Genomic DNA, 15913 nt, shown 5'->3' on the forward strand with positions numbered 1-15913 from the left:
TTCGAATACGGCGGCAGGATTCACCGGGGCGGGGACGGGATTCACGAGATCCTCCAGATGGACGCGCGAGGGGTACTGGTGCTCTAACAACGGCCCTCGCATGGCCCCGTAACGGGCGGATCCGGGGCAGATCGTGGACGCATGTTCTCTTGGGCGGTCAAGGTCAAGTGGGCCTTGCGGTGGAGTGCGTCCGTGTCGCTCGAACAGCCCGGATCATCCCTTCGAGGTATTGCGGGGGGAGCCCTTCGGTCGCGGCACGGGCATGGCGGCGAGGCGCGAGGCGGCGCAGCACGGGGTGGGGGAGCTGCCCGTGTGGAGAGCGGCTGGGTGAAGGTCGTGACCGGGGCGGCCGGCCTGACCACGGCCGGCTGCCCGGCAGGAGTATCCGGGCCGGCCCGGACCCCGACCCGGCCCTGCACGTCCACGTGCGGCTGAGCCGAATCGCCGGTACCGCGTACCGCCAACCGCTATCCGGTCAGTTGCGCGGGGCCGGCTCTCCGGGTCCGGCGCGGCCGGCGCCGCCGTGCGTCACCGCCGTGTCGTCCTGAACGGCGTCGACGGCCGGACAATTGAAAACGTCACGACGGCCGAAAAGCGCCCGCGGTGGGCGCACCGGAGGTTTTGACAGGCCATGCTGTGAAACATTCGGGCGAGATCGCACAACGCGCGCTGGTTGCGTAACCCCCTTGAAAGGGAAACGAGTTGCCCCTGCACGTTCTCACAGCGTCCAGTGACCATTCCCTGATCGCCGAATGGGCCGGTGGAAAAGCAAAGAACCTCCACACCCTGACCAGGTCCGGTTTTCACGTACCGCGCTGGTCCGTCCTCGGCCTGGACGTCTTCGGGGAATTCTGCCGCGACAGCGGACTGGACGAGCACCTGGCACGGCTGCTCGCCGACGGCCGGCCGGCGCAGGCCCGGCGGGCCGCCGAGAAGGCCGCCCGCCTGATCGAAGCCGCTCCGCTCGGCACGCGCGTCACCGAAGCCATCGCCCTGGCCTACCGGCAGGCCGGCGGCGGCGCGGTCGCCGTCCGCTCGTCCGGTGCGGAGGAGGACGGCACACGGCACTCCTTCGCCGGCCAGTTCGACAGCTTCCTCAACGTCCGGGGGCTGGACGACGTCACCGCCCATGTCCGCCGCTGCTGGGCCTCCGGCTTCTCCGAGCGCGTCCTGTGCTACCGCGCCCAGCGGCGGCTGCCGCCCGGCACCGGTGGTGTCGCCGTGATCCTTCAGCGCATGGTGCCGGCCGAGCGCAGCGGCGTACTGTTCACCGCCGACCCGACGACCGGCCGTACCGACCGCCAGGTGGTCAGCGCCGTCCACGGGCTGGGGGAGGGGCTGGTCTCGGGGGCGGTCGACGCGGACACCGTCGTCCTGGACACCGCCACCGGCCGGCCCCTCACCACGGTGACCGGTGACAAGCAGGAACGTTACGACGCCGGATCCGGACCCGGCTGCCGGGTGTCACCCGTCGCCGCACAGGACCGCGCCGCACCGGTCCTGACCGCCGCCGACCTGGCCCTGCTGCACCAGACCGGACGCCGTGTCACCGCCCACTACGGCGCCCCGCAGGACATCGAGTGGGCCATCGCCGACGGCACCCTGTGGATCCTGCAGAGCCGCCCGGTCACCACCCCGGGTCCCGCGCCCGAGCCCGGGGGAGAGCTGCGGATCTGGGACAACTCCAACATCATCGAGAGTTTCAGCGGTGTCGTCTCCCCCCTCACCTTCAGCTTCGCCGCCGCCACCTACGCCAAGGTGTACGACGGCTACGCCCGCGCCCTGGGCGTGCGCGGCGAGCAGTTGCGCGAGGTGGGGGAGTGGACCCCGCACCTGCTCGGTTATTTCCACGGACGGGTCTACTACAACCTGCTCCACTGGTACCGCATGGTGCGCCTGGCTCCGCTGTACCCGCTCAACCGGCGCGTACTGGAGAAGTCTCTCGGGGTCGCCGAGAGCATTCCCGACGAGATTGCCGACGCACTGCATCCGTTCACCCCTCGATCCGGGCCGCGCGCCCGGTTGTCGCGCCTCGTCCGCACGACGGCCTTCGCCTGGAGATTCCTCACCATCCGGAAATCCGTGAACGCCTTCCACCGGGATTTCCACCGGGCGTACGCGATCTTCAACAATGTCGATTACGACGCACTGCCCGGCGACGAGACCCACCGCCGTTTCCGTCGGCTGCAGCGGGAACTCATCGAGAAATGGGGCCCGATGCAGGCCCTGGACGCCACCATCCTGCTCTCCGTGGGACTGCTGGCCCTGCTCACCCGCAGCTGGCTGCCGGCCGCCCCCGAGTGGTTCACCTGGGCCGCGGCCGCCCCCGGCGGCACCGTGGAATCGGCCGAACCGGTGCGGGCACTGCGTGATCTGGCCGCCCGGGCCCATGCCGACCCCGAGATCCTGCACCTGCTGGAGCACACGCCCGACTCCGAAGCCCACCGGGCACTGCGCGAGGCCGGCCACACCCGCTTCCTGGCCGCCGTCGACGCCTACATCGCCGACTACGGCTGCCGCAGCCCCGATGAACTCAAGCTGGAGGTCCCGGACCTGCACGAGAACCCGGCAGGACTGTTCCCGCTGCTGCGCGACGCGTTGCGGGACAGCACGGAGGGCGGCGTCCCGGACCGGGGCGGTGAGGCCGACGCCTACCTCGACGAGCACCTGCGCGGCCCGCGCCGCCTGCTGTACGAGCGGGTGCGGGGCAGGGCCCGGGCGGCGCTCGCCGACCGGGAACGGCTCAGGTTCTGCCGGACCCGGGCCTTCGGCACGGCCAAGCGCATGCTGCGCGCCCTGGGCCGCGACCTGGCGCGCACCGGTGCCATCGATGCCTGGGACGACGTGTTCATGCTGCGTCTGGAGGAGATCGAAGGGGCCTACGAGGGCACGATCCTCCACACCGAACTGCGCGAACTGGCCGCGCTGCGCCGCAGGCGGCTCGCCGCAGACACCGCCCTGCACGCCCCGTCCCGTTTCACGACCCAGGGCGCCCCGTACTGGTCCGGCAACCTGGAGAGGGCCGGCTGGACCGGCGGCCCCGCCGCCCGCAGTGGTGCCCGCGAGTTGCGCGGCACCCCCTGCGGCCCTGGCGTCGCCGAAGAGGCCGCCGTGGTCACCGACCAGCCGCACGACATCAGGGGCGGCATCCTGGTCACCTACCGCACCGACCCCGGCTGGGTCGTCGCGCTGCCCTCGGCCGCCGCCCTCGTCGTCGAACGAGGCAGCCCGCTCACCCATGTCGCCGTTGTCGCACGGGAGTTGGGCATCCCGACCGTGGTCCAGGTCAAGGACGCCACCACCGAGATCCGCACCGGAACCCGGCTGCGCGTCGACGGCGCCGCCGGGACCGTCACCGTACTCGGCGACCCGCCCGACGACGGCGCGACCGCTACCGACGACGGCGCGACCGCCACCGACGACGGCGCGACCGCCACCCAGGGCGGCGCGACTGCCGCCCCGGACGGCCCCCGAACGGAGGCACACCCGTGATCCTCACCGAGGACCGACTGCAGGACCTGCTCGACAAGTCCCTCGCCGAGCTGCCGGGCGGCGTCGAGTGGGCCGTGACCCTCGAGGGCTCGATCGCGGAAGGGTTCGGCAACCCCTCCTCCGACATCGACTTCCTGCTCATCGGCCGCTGCGCGGACGAGCCGCCGACCATGCCGTCACTGCTCTTCGTGGACGGCCGGCGGGTGGAGATCCGCACCCGGTCGGTACGGCAACTCGCCGACCAGTTCCGCGCGGTGGAGAAGGCGGCCGAACGGCCCGGCCGGCTTCCCGAGGACCTCCTCAACCGCTGCCAGCGCCTGCTGCACAGCCACCCGCTGCGCGGTCACGACCTGGTCGAGGAGGTGAAGGCGACGCTGCCCGTCGAACGGTTCCGGCGGATCACCGCCGACTGGTGGGCGCACCGGGCCCGTCAGTCCCTCAGGCAGGCCATGGCGCTGGTGTGCCTCGGCGCGAGCGACGAGGCGGTCGACTGGACCCGCGCCGGACTCCTGCAGACCGTCAAGTCCTGGGCGGCCGGCCTGGGCGAGACCTACCTCGAACCCAAGTGGCTGTCCCTGCAACTGGACCGGACCGGCCGCGCGGACGTACGCGACCGCTACTGGGAGCTGGAAGCCGTCGCCCCCTCATCCGGTGACGCGGATTCCGCCCGCGACCACCTGAGCGCCTGCCTCGCCTTCGCCGCGGATCTCGGACTCACCGGCGTCCCCCGGCGCCCCGAGCGGCTCACCGTCGAACGCGTGGCGGGGGTGACCACCTGGCAGGCCGGCGAACGGGTCCACGTCATCCGCGGCCGGCGCGACGTGTTCGCGCTGGGCGACGACGCCGGCGCCGTCTGGCGCTCCCTCGTCCTGGGCCGGCCCCTGCCCCGCGTGCTGGGCACGGCCGCCGGCACCGGTGTCGCCGACCCCGGCCCGCTGCTGGCCGCCTTCCTGCGCTACGGGCTGGTCCGCCTCGCCTGGAAGGGCGGCGGCACCGTCACCCCCTCACTGCCGCTCGCCGCCCCGCCCGGTCCCGTCACCCCGCCGCCCTCCACCGCACAGCCGCTGCTGTCGGTCCACGGCGCCGCCGTCCGCGGGCCCCGCGCCGTCGACCTGGTGCCGCTGCCCGCCGACCGGTTCGCCGCCGCGGCCATGGCGCTGGTGTGGTCCAACGTGGTCGTCGAGAACGCCGTCGAGGATCTGACCGGTGCCCTGCGACGCCGCCAGTGGCGGGTCGCCGCACTCACCGCCCGCCGCGCCGTGCACGCCGCGCTGCGCGGCCTGTTCAGCGCCCACGGCGTCCATCCACTGCCCGTCGACCCCGACCTCGTACGCCGCCTCGACCTGCTGCCACCGGACACTCGGCCGATCGGGGAACGCGCCGGTGAACTGCTGAGGCGCAGTGTCGACTCGGCGGAACACGGCGACCGCCTGCACGCGGAGCTGCGCGCCTTCATCGCCCAGGCCCGCGGTGCCGTGGGCGCGGGCACCTTCCCGCTGTCCTTCGACTCCGCGGACACCTGGCGGGCCACCCTCCAACTCGGCTACGACTGGCTGCGCATCGGCGCCCACCTCGACGCGGAACTGCCCATCGAAGAGGCCCGCGACCTGCTGGCCGGCCACGGCACCCAGCCCCACCCGGCCCCGCCCCGGCACCAGGACCCGTGAGAGTCCCCCGTCCGACCTTCCGTCCGAAGGAGCCACCGATGTCCGATCCGATGACGGTGCTGGTGACCGGCGCCGGCGGATTCGTGGGCGCGGAGGTGACCGCCCGGCTCACCGCCGAGGGTCACACCGTGCTGGCGCTGCTGCACCACACCCCCGACATCGTCCGCAACAACGGCAGAAAGCTCACGCCCGGCCCGGGCACCCTGACCCGGATCACCGGCGACATCACCCGCCCCGGCCTCGGCATGACCGACGACGACCGGCGGCTCGCCGCCATCGCCGACCGGATCGTGCACTGCGCGGCCGTCACCGACTTCGGGCTGCCGGACGAACGCTACGACCGCATCAACGTCGCCGGCACCCGCCACGTCCTGGACCTCGCCCTCGCCGTCCGCACCCCGCTGGTGCACCTCAGCACCGCCTATGTGTGCGGGGAACGCGACGGCATGGCCCGCGAGGACGAACTCGACGTCGGCCAGCACCCCGGCAACGGCTACGAGAAGAGCAAACTCACCGCCGAGACCATGGTCCGCACGGCCGCGGCGGACGGCCTGCCGGTGTCCGTGGTGCGCCCGACCATCGTCACCGGCGCCACCCGCAGCGGACGCGTCCGCGACTTCAGGACCATCTACCCCGTGCTCCGGATCCTCACCCAGGGCCTGGTACGGACCGTGCCCGGTCACTACGACGCCGTCCTCGACCTGGTCCCGGTCGACCGCGTCGCCGCCCTGGTCGCCGAGGCCGCCATCCGCGCGACGGACGCCGAGGGCCGCACCCTGCACGCCGTGGGGCACGAGCTGACCCTGCGGGACTTCTCCGACGTCCTCGCCGAATACCCCTGTCTCCAGGTGCCGCGCTTCGTCCCGCCGTCCGCGTTCCGCGCCGGGTCCCTGCCGGACCGCGAACGCGCCTACTACGACCGCGTCATCTCCCTGTACGACACCTACTTCCGGCGGCGCGTCCACTTCGACGACTCCCAGGCCGCGGCCTTCAGCAGCCGTCCGGCGCGCACGGGGGCACGGCCGTACCTGCGCCGCCTCCTCGACCACTGCCTCGCCACCGGCTATCTCGGCCCGGCCCCGCGCCGGACGCCGGCCACCGCAGCCCGACCCGACGGGAGCACCCCCCGATGACCCCCGCCCACCTCGCCCGCCCCGCGCACGGCATACCCGTGTCCGCGCTGCTGACCTGCCACCCCGCCAAACAGCGGCTGTACGGAGCGGACACCTACTTCCAGGAGAGCCACGACCAGCTCGCCGCCCTCACCGACGACGTCACCGGATTCGCCCACCGGCACGCCGCGCTGCTGCTGAAGCCGGACGCCGTGGTGGCCCGCAGGCTGGAGGCGGCCGTGGCCTGGTTGACCGGGCGGGGCTTCAGGATCGTCGGAGCGGCGGTCACCCGGCTGACCCGCACCATGATCCGCGCTCTGTGGTACTTCCAGTGGAACCTCGCCACCCCCTACCGCAGAAGGCTCGCCGCCCTGTTCCTGGAGGACGCCGACGCCCTGGTGCTGCTCGTCCGCCCCGACCACCCCCTGGACATCCCCGCGTCGGTCGAACTCACCCGGCTCAAGGGCCCCACGGACCCCGACGCCCGCCGGCCGGGCCAGCTGCGTCACCTCCTGGGCCGCCACAGTTACCTGCTGAACCTGGCGCACACCCCCGACGAGCCCGCCGACGTGCTGCGGGAGCTGGCCGTCCACTTCGACGACACCGCACGCGACCGCCTCTTCCGCTCCGCCCTGGCCGACGAGGACCGCACCGCGGACGCCCTGCGGCTGACCGGCCGGCTGTACGCGGCCACCAAGCCCCGGGAACTCGACTTCGACCCCGCCCTCGAACGGCTGCGCGACACCGTGTCCCGGCAGCCCGGCACCGATCCGACGGCGGCCCCGCGCCCGCTGCTGGAGACCGCGTGGGAGCACGGGATCGGCCTCGACCCGTGGGACACCGTCATCGTCGGATCCAAGGTGCTCCCCATGCGGCACCCGGGCCGCGTCCCCGTACTCGACGGGGCCGACGCCGGGACCTGGCGCCGCCACCTGGACACCCTGAAGTGAGGAGCGGTCCATGCGGTTCACCCGGACACTCGCCAAGGAACTGGTGCACCGGGCAGCGGTCGCCGAGGTCTTCCTGACCGACGCCGAGCGCCACAGCGAGGACGAGCTGCTGCTGGCCGCGCAGCTTCCCCGCCGACACGCCTACTACCACGACACCCTCGGCCCGCCTGCCCACCACGATCCACTGCTGCTGTTCGAAGCGTGCAGGCAGGGCATCTTCGTGGTGGCCCACCGCTACCTCGACGTCCCCCTCGGCCACAAGTTCCTGCTGCGCGCGGTCGAGTTCGAGGTGCCCGACCCGGCGGCCCTCGGCTGCGGTGACCTCCCCGCCGAAGCCGTCATCGCCGTCCGGATCGAGCACCGGTTCCGCACCCGGGCGGCGGTCACGGGACTGCGGCTGCGCTTCACCTGCACCATCGGCACACAGGAGGCCCTGCTGGCCCGCATCGACTACTCCTGGATGCCCCCCGAGGACTGGACGCGCCTGCGGGCCCGTCAGCGGGGCGCACTCGGCCTGCCCGACGTTCCCGTCGCCCTGTCCGGACCACGCGTCGATCCCGCCCTCGTCGGGCGGCGTGACCCGGCCAACGCGGCCATCTCCCCACCCCGCTCCGCAGGCGACGGCACCCGCACAGCCCGACTGGTCGTCGACACCACGCATCCGACGCTGTACGACCACTGGGTCGACCACGTGCCCGGCATGCTGGAGCTGGAGGCCTTCCGCCAGCTCGCTCTCACCGCGGCCGTAGCCGCCGGCACCGTCCGCACACCCACGGCGCTGCCGGTCGGCCTGACCGCGCGGTTCCGCTGTTTCGCCGAGATGGACCTGCCGCTCCGGTGCCGGACCGCTGCGGTGCAGCCCGGCACCGACATCGAGTGCACCCTGCGTCAGCACGGCGCCGTCGCCGCCGAGGCCCACATCCGGCTGGCCGATCCGCCCCGCTCCGGCAGCGCCGGAGTCCTCGCCGGCCGGGCAGCACACGGAGCGGCATGACGTCGTTGCCACAGGCCCCGGGCAGACTGGGCCTCTTCGTGGTGCACAGGTTCCGGCCGCACCTCTACGTCACCTACGGGCTGCTGTGGGTTCTCGCCCTGGAGGGTACGGCGGTCGCGGCCACCGGCACGGCCTGGCGGCCCTCCGGTGCCACCTGGGTGCGGGTCACGAGCGTCGTACTGGCGCTGCTGTTCCTGCGGATGCTGGACGAGCAGAAGGACCTCGCGCACGACCGCGTCCACCACCCGGACCGGCCGCTCGTCACCGGCGCGATCACCACGGCCGAACTGCGCGGCGCGATGACGGCGATCACCGTCGGGGCGACGGCCCTGAACGCGGCCCTCTCGGCCACGGCCGCCCTGCTGCTCCTCGCGGCCCTCGCATACGGGCTCCTCCTCGCCGCCCTGGAACGGCTGTCACCCGCGGTACGCGACCGTCAGCTGCCGAACCTGGCGGTCACCTACCCGGTACAGGCGCTGCTCGGCGCCTATGTGTACGGCTCGCTCGTCGCCGCCGGGACCGTCACCGCCGACTGGCGTGGCGCGGCGCTGCTCGCCTTGAGCGCCTGCGTGTTCCTGCACTTCGAGTTCGCCCGCAAGACGGCATGGGAGGCGCCACCCGGTGCCCGTCTGTACGCGGCGGATCTCGGGCCGCGTCGCAGCGCGGCGGTGACCGCGGGGCTCGCGGCCGGTGCGGTCGGCTGCCAGGTGCTGCTGTGCGCGCCGGACGGCCCGCTCGGGCTGCTGCCCTGTCTCGCGGCGGTCCTGCCCGCCTGGGGTACGCGGCGGTTCCTGTCCGCGCGGCACGGAGGCTGGCCGATGCCGACCGCGACCGGCTTCGTCGTAGCCATGTACCTCGCGCTGACCACGCGTGCGGTGCTACGACCGTGACCGGTGAACTCGCCCTGTGCGCCTGGAGTTGCCGGCCGCCACGTGGGGCGTGCGGCGCGGCCTGGACCTCTGGATCTGGACGTCGGATCCTCACCGGCCCGCGGCCGTGCGCGGGTACTCACGGGCATGTCCGTGCCGTCTCGCCGTCCTGCCGGGGCGGCGCCGGGGGCGGCGCCGTGGTCGCCCGCGGGATCAGCTGGGTGGGCAGGACGATGTGCCGGGTGTGGTCGGCCGCGGTGTCGTCGATGAGTCGCAGGGCGAGTTCTCCCGCGAGCCGGCCCATGTCGGAGGGCGACTGGGCGACGGTGGACAGGTCGAACCACTGGGCGACCTGATGGTCGTCGAACCCGATGACGGACATCCGGTCGGGTACCTGGATGCCGGCCTGGCGCAGGGTGTGGATGACGGCCACGGCCAGCTCGTCCTGTTCGGCGCAGAGAGCGGTGGGCGGCTCGCGCAGGCTCAGCAGCTGTCCGACACCGGTGACGAGACTCCGCGTGTCGTCGGCCGCCATGGTGACCACGAGTTCCTCGTCGACCGGGATGCCCGCCTCGGTCAGCGCCTGCTGGTAGCCGAGCAGGCGTTCGCGCGAGCTGAAGCTGAAGCCGGTGGCCCCCGTGGTCGGCGCGAACGCGATCCGGCGGTGGCCGAGGTTGAGCAGGTGCCGGGTGGCCTTCAGGGCGCCGGCGACGTCGTCGACGTACACACTGGGCCGCCCCTCGGCGTGCTGGCTGACGTAGATGACCGGCATCCCGAGGTCGTCCAGGCGCGCGGTCTCCTCGTCGGTGAGGTCGAAGCCGAAGACCAGCAGCGCGTCCGCGTTCCGGCGGGCCGGGAGACGCTCGAAGAACGAGATGCGCTCGGCCATGTCGGGGATGACGTAGACGTTCAGTTCCCGGCCGGCCGCGCGCAGCAGGGGGCCCAGGCTGGACAGCGCCGATCCCATGAACCACGAGTTGAGCGTCGGTACGAGCACCGCCACGACCCCGGTCCTTCCCGTGACCAGGCTCGCCGCCTGCCGCGAGACCGCGAAGTCCAGCTCCCTGGCGGCCTGTTCGACGCGGTCGCGCACCTGTGGCGAAACGGTCGGAAGGCCGCGCAGGGTGCGCGAGACGGTGGACGGGGAGACGCCGGCCCGTTCGGCGACGTCGGCCATCGTGGGGTGTCGTTGAGCGGGTGGCATGAGCGGAAGTTAGCACAGCCGCGGGTCGCGTGGTCCTCTTCTCGTGACAGCGCTGTCACGCCGCCCCGTCGGCGAGGCTTATGCCCCGTTATGTCCGGTAAACGGCTGCGCACAGCATTCAAATCTGCTCGAGATACCGGCGAGTTACGGATTGACTTCACCCAGGTGCACTCCTAGCGTGCAAGCGTTGTCACGGCGGGGTCGACGCCGTCGCCATGAATCCCTCATTCAAGGCTTTGACCTGTGCATTCGAAGCGCCGAGTGCCGTGACAGCACAGTCTCGTACGGGCGATCAGTCGCGCCTTCGGTTCCGCACGACCAGGAGAGAGACAGTGAAGACCCAGACCACCAGAGCCCTTCAGTGCTCGTCGGCGCTCGTCGCCGCCGCGCTCCTCCTCACCGCCTGCGGTTCCGGCGGTGGCAGTGGCTCCGGGGAGCAGGCCGGGAGTATGTCCTTCGAGGGGCGCGGCCCCATCACGTACGTGGCCGGCAAGGACACCTCCGGAGTGGTGCAGAAGGTCATCGACCGCTGGAACACGCTGCACCCCAAGGAGAAGGTCACCTTCGTCCAGTTGCCGACGGACGCGGATTCGCAGCGACAGCAGATGATCCAGAACGCGGAGACGAAGTCCGATGCCTACACGGTGCTCTCCCTGGACGTCGTGTGGACGTCGGAGTTCGCCGCCCACCAGTGGATCGACCGACTGCCCGAGAAGCAGTTCCCGCTGCAGCGCATGCTCAAGCCCGTGGTGGAGACCGCGAAGTACCGCGGCGGCCTGTACGCGGCCCCGGCCAGCTCGGACGGAGGACTGCTGTACTACCGCTCCGACCTGCTGAAGAAGGCCGGCATCGCCAAGCCGCCCACCACCTGGTCGGAGATGACGGCCGACTGCGCCAAGGTGAGGAAGCTGCCCGAGGCCAAGGACATGTCCTGCTACGCCGGGCAGTTCCAGAAGTACGAGGGCCTGACGGTCAACTTCGCCGAGGCCGTGAACTCCGCCGGCGGTGTCGTCACCGACGCGAGCGGCAAACCGCACGTCGACACCCCCGAGGCCAGGAAGGGCCTGGACTTCCTCGCCGGTGCCGTCAAGAACGGCACGATCCCCAAGGAGGCCGTCACCTACCAGGAAGAGGACAGCCGCCAGGCGTTCCAGTCCGGAAAGCTGGTGTTCCTGCGCAACTGGCCCTACGTGTACGCCCTCGCCGAGAAGAGCGGGCTCGCCGGGAAGTTCGCGACCGCGCCGCTGCCCGGCCTCGACGGCCCCGGATCCTCCAGCCTGGGCGGCCACAACCTGGCCCTGTCGTCCTTCGCGAAGAACAAGGCCACCGCCCTGGACTTCATGAAGTTCTTCAGCGGTGAGGACAGCGCGAGCACGTTCCTGAAGGACGCCTCCCTCGCCCCGCCGTACGCCGACCTGTACGACGAGGCCTCGCTGGTCAAGCAGTATCCGTACCTGCCCGTCCTCAAGCAGTCCGTCCTGCGCGCCGTGCCCCGTCCGCGGGTCGTGGGCTACGGCGACGTGACCTCGGCGATCCAGCAGGAGGCGTACGCCGCGCTGACCGGAAGCAAGAGCAGCGCGCAGGCGCTCAAGGACCTGCAGAGCACCCTGCAGAAGTCCGCCGGGCAGTGAAGGGCCGGATCATGACCGACACGACGATCCCACCCGACACCACGGTGCCCGAACGCCGCGGCACCTCCGGGAGGGAGCCCGCGCCGCCGAGCCCGCGCCGCGGTACGCGCGCCCGGGCGACGGCCGGTTCGGGCCGGATGGCGGCCCTGCTGGTCTCGCCGACGCTCCTGGTGCTGGCCATCGTGGTGCTCTACCCGACCCTCATGGCGCTGCACGAGTCGCTCTACGGACCCAAGGGCCTCGACCCGAGGACCGGTTTCATCCGTACGACCGAGCCGTTCGTCGGGCTGCACAACTACGCCGGCATCCTCGGCGCCGCCGGTGACCGGTTCTGGAACGCCTTCTGGAACACCACGTTCTTCACGGTCGTCACGGTGGGCCTGGAGACGGTGATCGGCGTGGCGATGGCACTGATCATGCACCAGGCCTTCAGGGGCCGCGCCCTGGTGAGGGCAGGCATCCTCGTGCCCTGGGCGGTGCCCACGGCCATCTCCGGCCTGCTGTGGCGGTGGATCTTCAACAGCAACGGCGTGGCCAACGCGATCCTCGGACGGCAGATCCTGTGGACCACCGAAGGCTTCCACGCCAAGGTCGCGGTCATCGTCGCCGAGGTGTGGAAGACCGCCCCCTTCATCGGGCTGCTGGTCCTGGCGGGCCTGCAGGTGATCCCGAAGGAGGTCTACGAGGCCGCCCGCATCGACGGGGCCAGCGCCCCGCGCCGGTTCTGGCACGTCACCCTGCCCCTGGTGAAGCCCGCGCTGCTGGTGGCGGTGCTGTTCCGCTGCCTGGACGCGCTGCGGATGTTCGACCTGCCCTACATCCTCGTAGGCGCGCAGAAGAACTCGGTGGAAACCCTCTCCATGCTCGCCCAGAACGAGGCCTCCAACGTCCGCTTCGGACCGGCCTCCGCCTACGCGGTGATCCTCTTCCTCTACGTCCTGCTCATCGCGCTCGCCTTCGTCCGGCTGCTCGGCGCGGACCTCGTCGGCGACCGCGGCGGCAGGAAGGCGAACCGCAGGAGACGGAGGCCGCGGGGCGTTCCGGTGCCGCGCCGGACGGAGGTGGCGGCATGACCCGCACGGCGACCTGGCGCACCCGGCTGCTGTACCTGGGAGTCGCCGCGGTGGTGGCCTACTGCCTGGCCCCGTTCTACTGGATGCTGGTCTCCAGCCTGCGACGCACCTCCGACATCTTCGACACCTCGCTGCTGCCCGCCCCCGTGTCCTTCGAGAACTACCGGGCGGTGTTCGACCCGTCCCAGGGGTTCACCCGTGCGCTGCTCAACAGCCTGGTGGTCGCCGGTGTCACCACGGCACTGGCGCTGCTGCTGGCCACCTTCACCGCCTACGCGATGGCCCGGCTGGAGTTCCGGTTCAAGCGGCTGATCCTCACGCTGATCATCGCCACCTCGATGTTCCCCGTGGTGTCGATCGTGGTTCCGCTGCTGAAGCTGTTCACCGACATCGGCTGGATCAACACCTACCAGGCGATGATCGTGCCCAGCATGTCGTTCGCGCTGCCCCTGGCCGTGTGGAACCTCACCACGTTCTTCCGGCAGATGCCCGACGAGCTGGAGCACGCCGCGATGATCGACGGCTGCACCCGCGGCCAGGCGTTCCGCAAGGTCATCATCCCGCTCGCCGCGCCGGGCCTCTTCACCACCGCGATCATCACGTTCATCGCCGCCTGGAACGAGTTCCTCATCGCCCTGTCGATGACCAACAAGTCCGCCATGCAGACGGCACCGGTCGCCATCTCCAAGTTCGCCGGCGCGACCCAGTTCGAGACCCCGTTCGGCAGCCAGATGGCGGCGGGCGTGCTGGTCACCGTCCCGCTGGTGGTGATGGTGCTGCTCTTCCAGCGCCGTATCGTCGCCGGACTCACCGCCGGCGCAGCCAAGTAGACACCCGACCGTCCCACACCTCGGACCGTCCCTCACTCCCGAAGGGCCCACTCCACACCATGCCCAGCACCGCGCCGTGGTGGCGCAGCGCCGTCATCTACCAGGTCTACATCCGCAGTTTCGCCGACGCCAACGGCGACGGAGTCGGTGACATCGCCGGCATCCGCTCCCGCCTGCCGTACCTCAAGTCCCTCGGGATCGACGCCATCTGGATCAACCCGTGGTACAAGTCGCCGATGGCGGACCACGGTTACGACGTGGCGGACTACCGCGCGATCGACGCGCTGTTCGGCACGGTGGCCGAGGCCGAGCAGCTCATCGAGGAAGCGCACCGGCACGGCATCCGCGTCATCCCCGACATCGTGCCCAACCACACCTCCGACCAGCACGCCTGGTTCCAGGCCGCCCTGGCGTCGGGCCCCGGCAGCCCGGAACGCGAGCGCTACGTCTTCCGCCCCGGCCGCGGACCCGACGGCTGCGAGCCGCCCAACGACTGGGTCTCCTGCTTCGGCGGGCCGGCCTGGACCCGGCTGCCCGACGGCGAGTGGTACCTGCACCTGTTCGCCCCGCAGCAGCCCGACCTCAACTGGGAACACCCCGACGTCCGGGCCGAGTTCGAGTCGGTCCTGCGCTTCTGGTTCAGCCGGGGAGTGGACGGCTTCCGTATCGACGTCGCCCACGGACTCGTCAAGCACCCCGAACTGCCCGACCTGCCGCCCCGCCGGGAACCGGCGGTGCTGGGCCCCCTCGTCTCCCGGGAACCGTCCGACCCGGGGCCCCGGCAGCACGTCGACCACCCCCACTGGGACCGCGACGAGGTCCACGACATCTACCGCGCCTGGCGCAAGGTGGCCGACGAGTTCCCCGGCGACCGGTCGTTCGTCGCCGAGGCCTGGGCGGACACGCCTGAGCGGCTCGCCGCGTACGTCCGCCGGGACGGCCTGCACACGGCGTTCAACTTCGACTTCCTGATGTCCAGTTGGAGCGCGAAGGACCTGCGCGCCGTCATCGACGACTCACTCGCCATGCTCGGCGCGGTGGGCGCACCGGCCACCTGGGTGCTGTCCAACCACGACGTCATGCGTCACCCGAGCCGCTACGGCCGCCGGACGGTCAAGCGGTGGACCGCCAACGAGCCGTACCGCCCCGAGGGCCCCGCGGACCTCGCGCTGGGCACCCGGCGCGCCCGCGCGGCGGCCCTGCTCATGCTCGCCCTGCCCGGCGGCGCCTACATCTACCAGGGTGAGGAACTGGGCCTGCCCGAGGTCGAGGACCTGCCCGAGCACGTACTCCAGGACCCCGTCTGGGAGCGGTCCGGACACACCGACCGGGGCCGCGACGGCTGCCGGGTGCCCCTCCCATGGGGCGGAGAGTCGGCGCCGTTCGGCTTCAGCCCCGAGGACGCCTCCGCAGCACCCTGGCTGCCGCAGCCCGGTACGTGGGCCGAGCTGAGCGTCGAAGCGCAGACCGGCGACGCCACGTCGATGCTGGAGCTCTATCGCGGCGCCCTGCGCCTGCGCCGTGAACACCCCGCGCTCGGCGACGGCACCCTCACCTGGCTGGACGCCCCCGACGGTGTCCTGGCCTTCGCCCGCGAGCCCGGTTTCACCTGCGTGGTCAACCTGTCGACCGAGTCCTGCCCGCTGCCCGCCCACACCTCGGTCCTCGTCTCGAGCGCCCCCCTCGAGGACGGCCGACTCGCACCCGACCAGGCGGCCTGGCTCGCGGTGTAGAGCAGCGGGCCCACCCCGGACGTCCACCCGGCGCACCTCCGGCCACCGGAGGTGCGCCCGCTACGTCCGGACGATGGTTCCCACCAGGTCCAGCAGGCCCAGGTACGAGCCGCCGAAGGTCTGGTCCTCGTCGGTCGGATGGATCTCCAGGACCCAGCGGGCCTGCCACCCGCCATGGACAGCGCGGCGGAGCGGCTCGTCGTCGTCCGGCAGAGGTACGAACCCGACTCAGGCCCGTTCCTCCTGGTCAGCGGCGCTCATTGGACTTTCCGCCGAGGAAGTTCAGCATCCGTGGTCGGGAAAGCGCATGGTGCGCGGGGAGATTGACGGATTGGGTTGTCAAGGTCAGGACAGCGGT

General features: G+C 71.7%; 11 protein-coding genes. 10 read left to right on the plus strand and 1 reads right to left on the minus strand.

Annotation, left to right across the window (positions count from 1 at the left end):
- Positions 1 to 702: 702 nt before the first annotated feature.
- From ACWC94_RS15910 to ACWC94_RS15935, 6 genes are read left to right on the plus strand one after another with little or no spacing between them, the layout of a single operon-like run.
- Positions 703 to 3492 (plus strand): phosphoenolpyruvate synthase, encoded by a 2790-nt coding sequence (locus ACWC94_RS15910; protein ID WP_450797134.1) that lies wholly within the window; start codon positions 703 to 705, stop codon positions 3490 to 3492.
- Positions 3489 to 5159 carry a hypothetical protein gene (locus ACWC94_RS15915; protein ID WP_450797135.1) on the plus strand — a complete coding sequence of 557 codons (1671 nt, stop codon included), beginning with the start codon at positions 3489 to 3491 and terminating at the stop codon, positions 5157 to 5159. Before ACWC94_RS15910 ends, ACWC94_RS15915 begins: the two co-directional genes overlap by 4 nt.
- Before the next feature lie 38 nt (positions 5160 to 5197).
- Positions 5198 to 6292, plus strand: a complete 1095-nt coding sequence (locus tag ACWC94_RS15920) for an SDR family oxidoreductase (RefSeq protein WP_450797136.1) — start codon at positions 5198 to 5200, stop codon at positions 6290 to 6292.
- Positions 6289 to 7221, plus strand: coding sequence for a nucleoside-diphosphate kinase (locus tag ACWC94_RS15925; RefSeq protein WP_450797137.1), 933 nt, complete (start codon positions 6289 to 6291; stop codon positions 7219 to 7221). Before ACWC94_RS15920 ends, ACWC94_RS15925 begins: the two co-directional genes overlap by 4 nt.
- A gap of 10 nt (positions 7222 to 7231) precedes the next feature.
- A complete protein-coding gene (locus tag ACWC94_RS15930) occupies positions 7232 to 8215 on the plus strand; it encodes a ScbA/BarX family gamma-butyrolactone biosynthesis protein (RefSeq protein WP_450797138.1) in 984 nt (327 codons plus the stop codon).
- Entirely contained in the window at positions 8212 to 9105 is an 894-nt protein-coding gene (locus ACWC94_RS15935) for a hypothetical protein (protein WP_450797139.1), read from the plus strand. The genes ACWC94_RS15930 and ACWC94_RS15935 overlap by 4 nt, the downstream gene beginning before the upstream one ends.
- Positions 9106 to 9223: 118 nt before the next feature.
- Here the strand turns inward: ACWC94_RS15935 and ACWC94_RS15940 are convergent, their stop codons facing one another.
- Positions 9224 to 10288 carry a LacI family DNA-binding transcriptional regulator gene (locus tag ACWC94_RS15940; protein ID WP_450797140.1) on the minus strand — a complete coding sequence of 355 codons (1065 nt, stop codon included), beginning with the start codon at positions 10286 to 10288 and terminating at the stop codon, positions 9224 to 9226.
- A gap of 332 nt (positions 10289 to 10620) precedes the next feature.
- On the opposite strand from ACWC94_RS15940, the gene ACWC94_RS15945 reads away from it, so the two are divergent.
- Genes ACWC94_RS15945 through ACWC94_RS15960 form a run of 4 tightly spaced genes read left to right on the plus strand, consistent with a single transcriptional unit; the run spans position 10621 to position 15555 of the window.
- Positions 10621 to 11919 (plus strand): ABC transporter substrate-binding protein, encoded by a 1299-nt coding sequence (locus tag ACWC94_RS15945; protein WP_450797141.1) that lies wholly within the window; start codon positions 10621 to 10623, stop codon positions 11917 to 11919.
- A gap of 11 nt (positions 11920 to 11930) precedes the next feature.
- Positions 11931 to 12992: a carbohydrate ABC transporter permease gene (locus tag ACWC94_RS15950; RefSeq protein WP_450797142.1), complete on the plus strand. Its 1062-nt coding sequence runs from the start codon at positions 11931 to 11933 to the stop codon at positions 12990 to 12992.
- Complete coding sequence (locus tag ACWC94_RS15955) at positions 12989 to 13822, plus strand: carbohydrate ABC transporter permease (protein WP_450797143.1); 834 nt, start codon at positions 12989 to 12991, stop codon at positions 13820 to 13822. The genes ACWC94_RS15950 and ACWC94_RS15955 overlap by 4 nt, the downstream gene beginning before the upstream one ends.
- Positions 13823 to 13881: 59 nt before the next feature.
- Entirely contained in the window at positions 13882 to 15555 is a 1674-nt protein-coding gene (locus ACWC94_RS15960; protein ID WP_450797144.1) for a glycoside hydrolase family 13 protein, read from the plus strand.
- Positions 15556 to 15913: the final 358 nt, after the last annotated feature.

Source organism: Streptomyces sp. NPDC001135, assembly GCF_053598395.1.

Bases quoted from the DNA above. Each gene is read 5' to 3' on its own strand.
- ACWC94_RS15920 (WP_450797136.1), top strand. From the start codon at position 5,198: ATGTCCGATCCGATGACGGTGCTGGTGACCGGCGCCGGCGGATTCGTG.
- ACWC94_RS15925 (WP_450797137.1), top strand. From the start codon at position 6,289: ATGACCCCCGCCCACCTCGCCCGCCCCGCGCACGGCATACCCGTGTCC.
- ACWC94_RS15930 (WP_450797138.1), top strand. From the start codon at position 7,232: ATGCGGTTCACCCGGACACTCGCCAAGGAACTGGTGCACCGGGCAGCG.
- ACWC94_RS15935 (WP_450797139.1), top strand. From the start codon at position 8,212: ATGACGTCGTTGCCACAGGCCCCGGGCAGACTGGGCCTCTTCGTGGTG.
- ACWC94_RS15940 (WP_450797140.1), bottom strand. From the start codon at position 10,288: ATGCCACCCGCTCAACGACACCCCACGATGGCCGACGTCGCCGAACGG.
- ACWC94_RS15950 (WP_450797142.1), top strand. From the start codon at position 11,931: ATGACCGACACGACGATCCCACCCGACACCACGGTGCCCGAACGCCGC.
- ACWC94_RS15955 (WP_450797143.1), top strand. From the start codon at position 12,989: ATGACCCGCACGGCGACCTGGCGCACCCGGCTGCTGTACCTGGGAGTC.
- ACWC94_RS15960 (WP_450797144.1), top strand. From the start codon at position 13,882: ATGCCCAGCACCGCGCCGTGGTGGCGCAGCGCCGTCATCTACCAGGTC.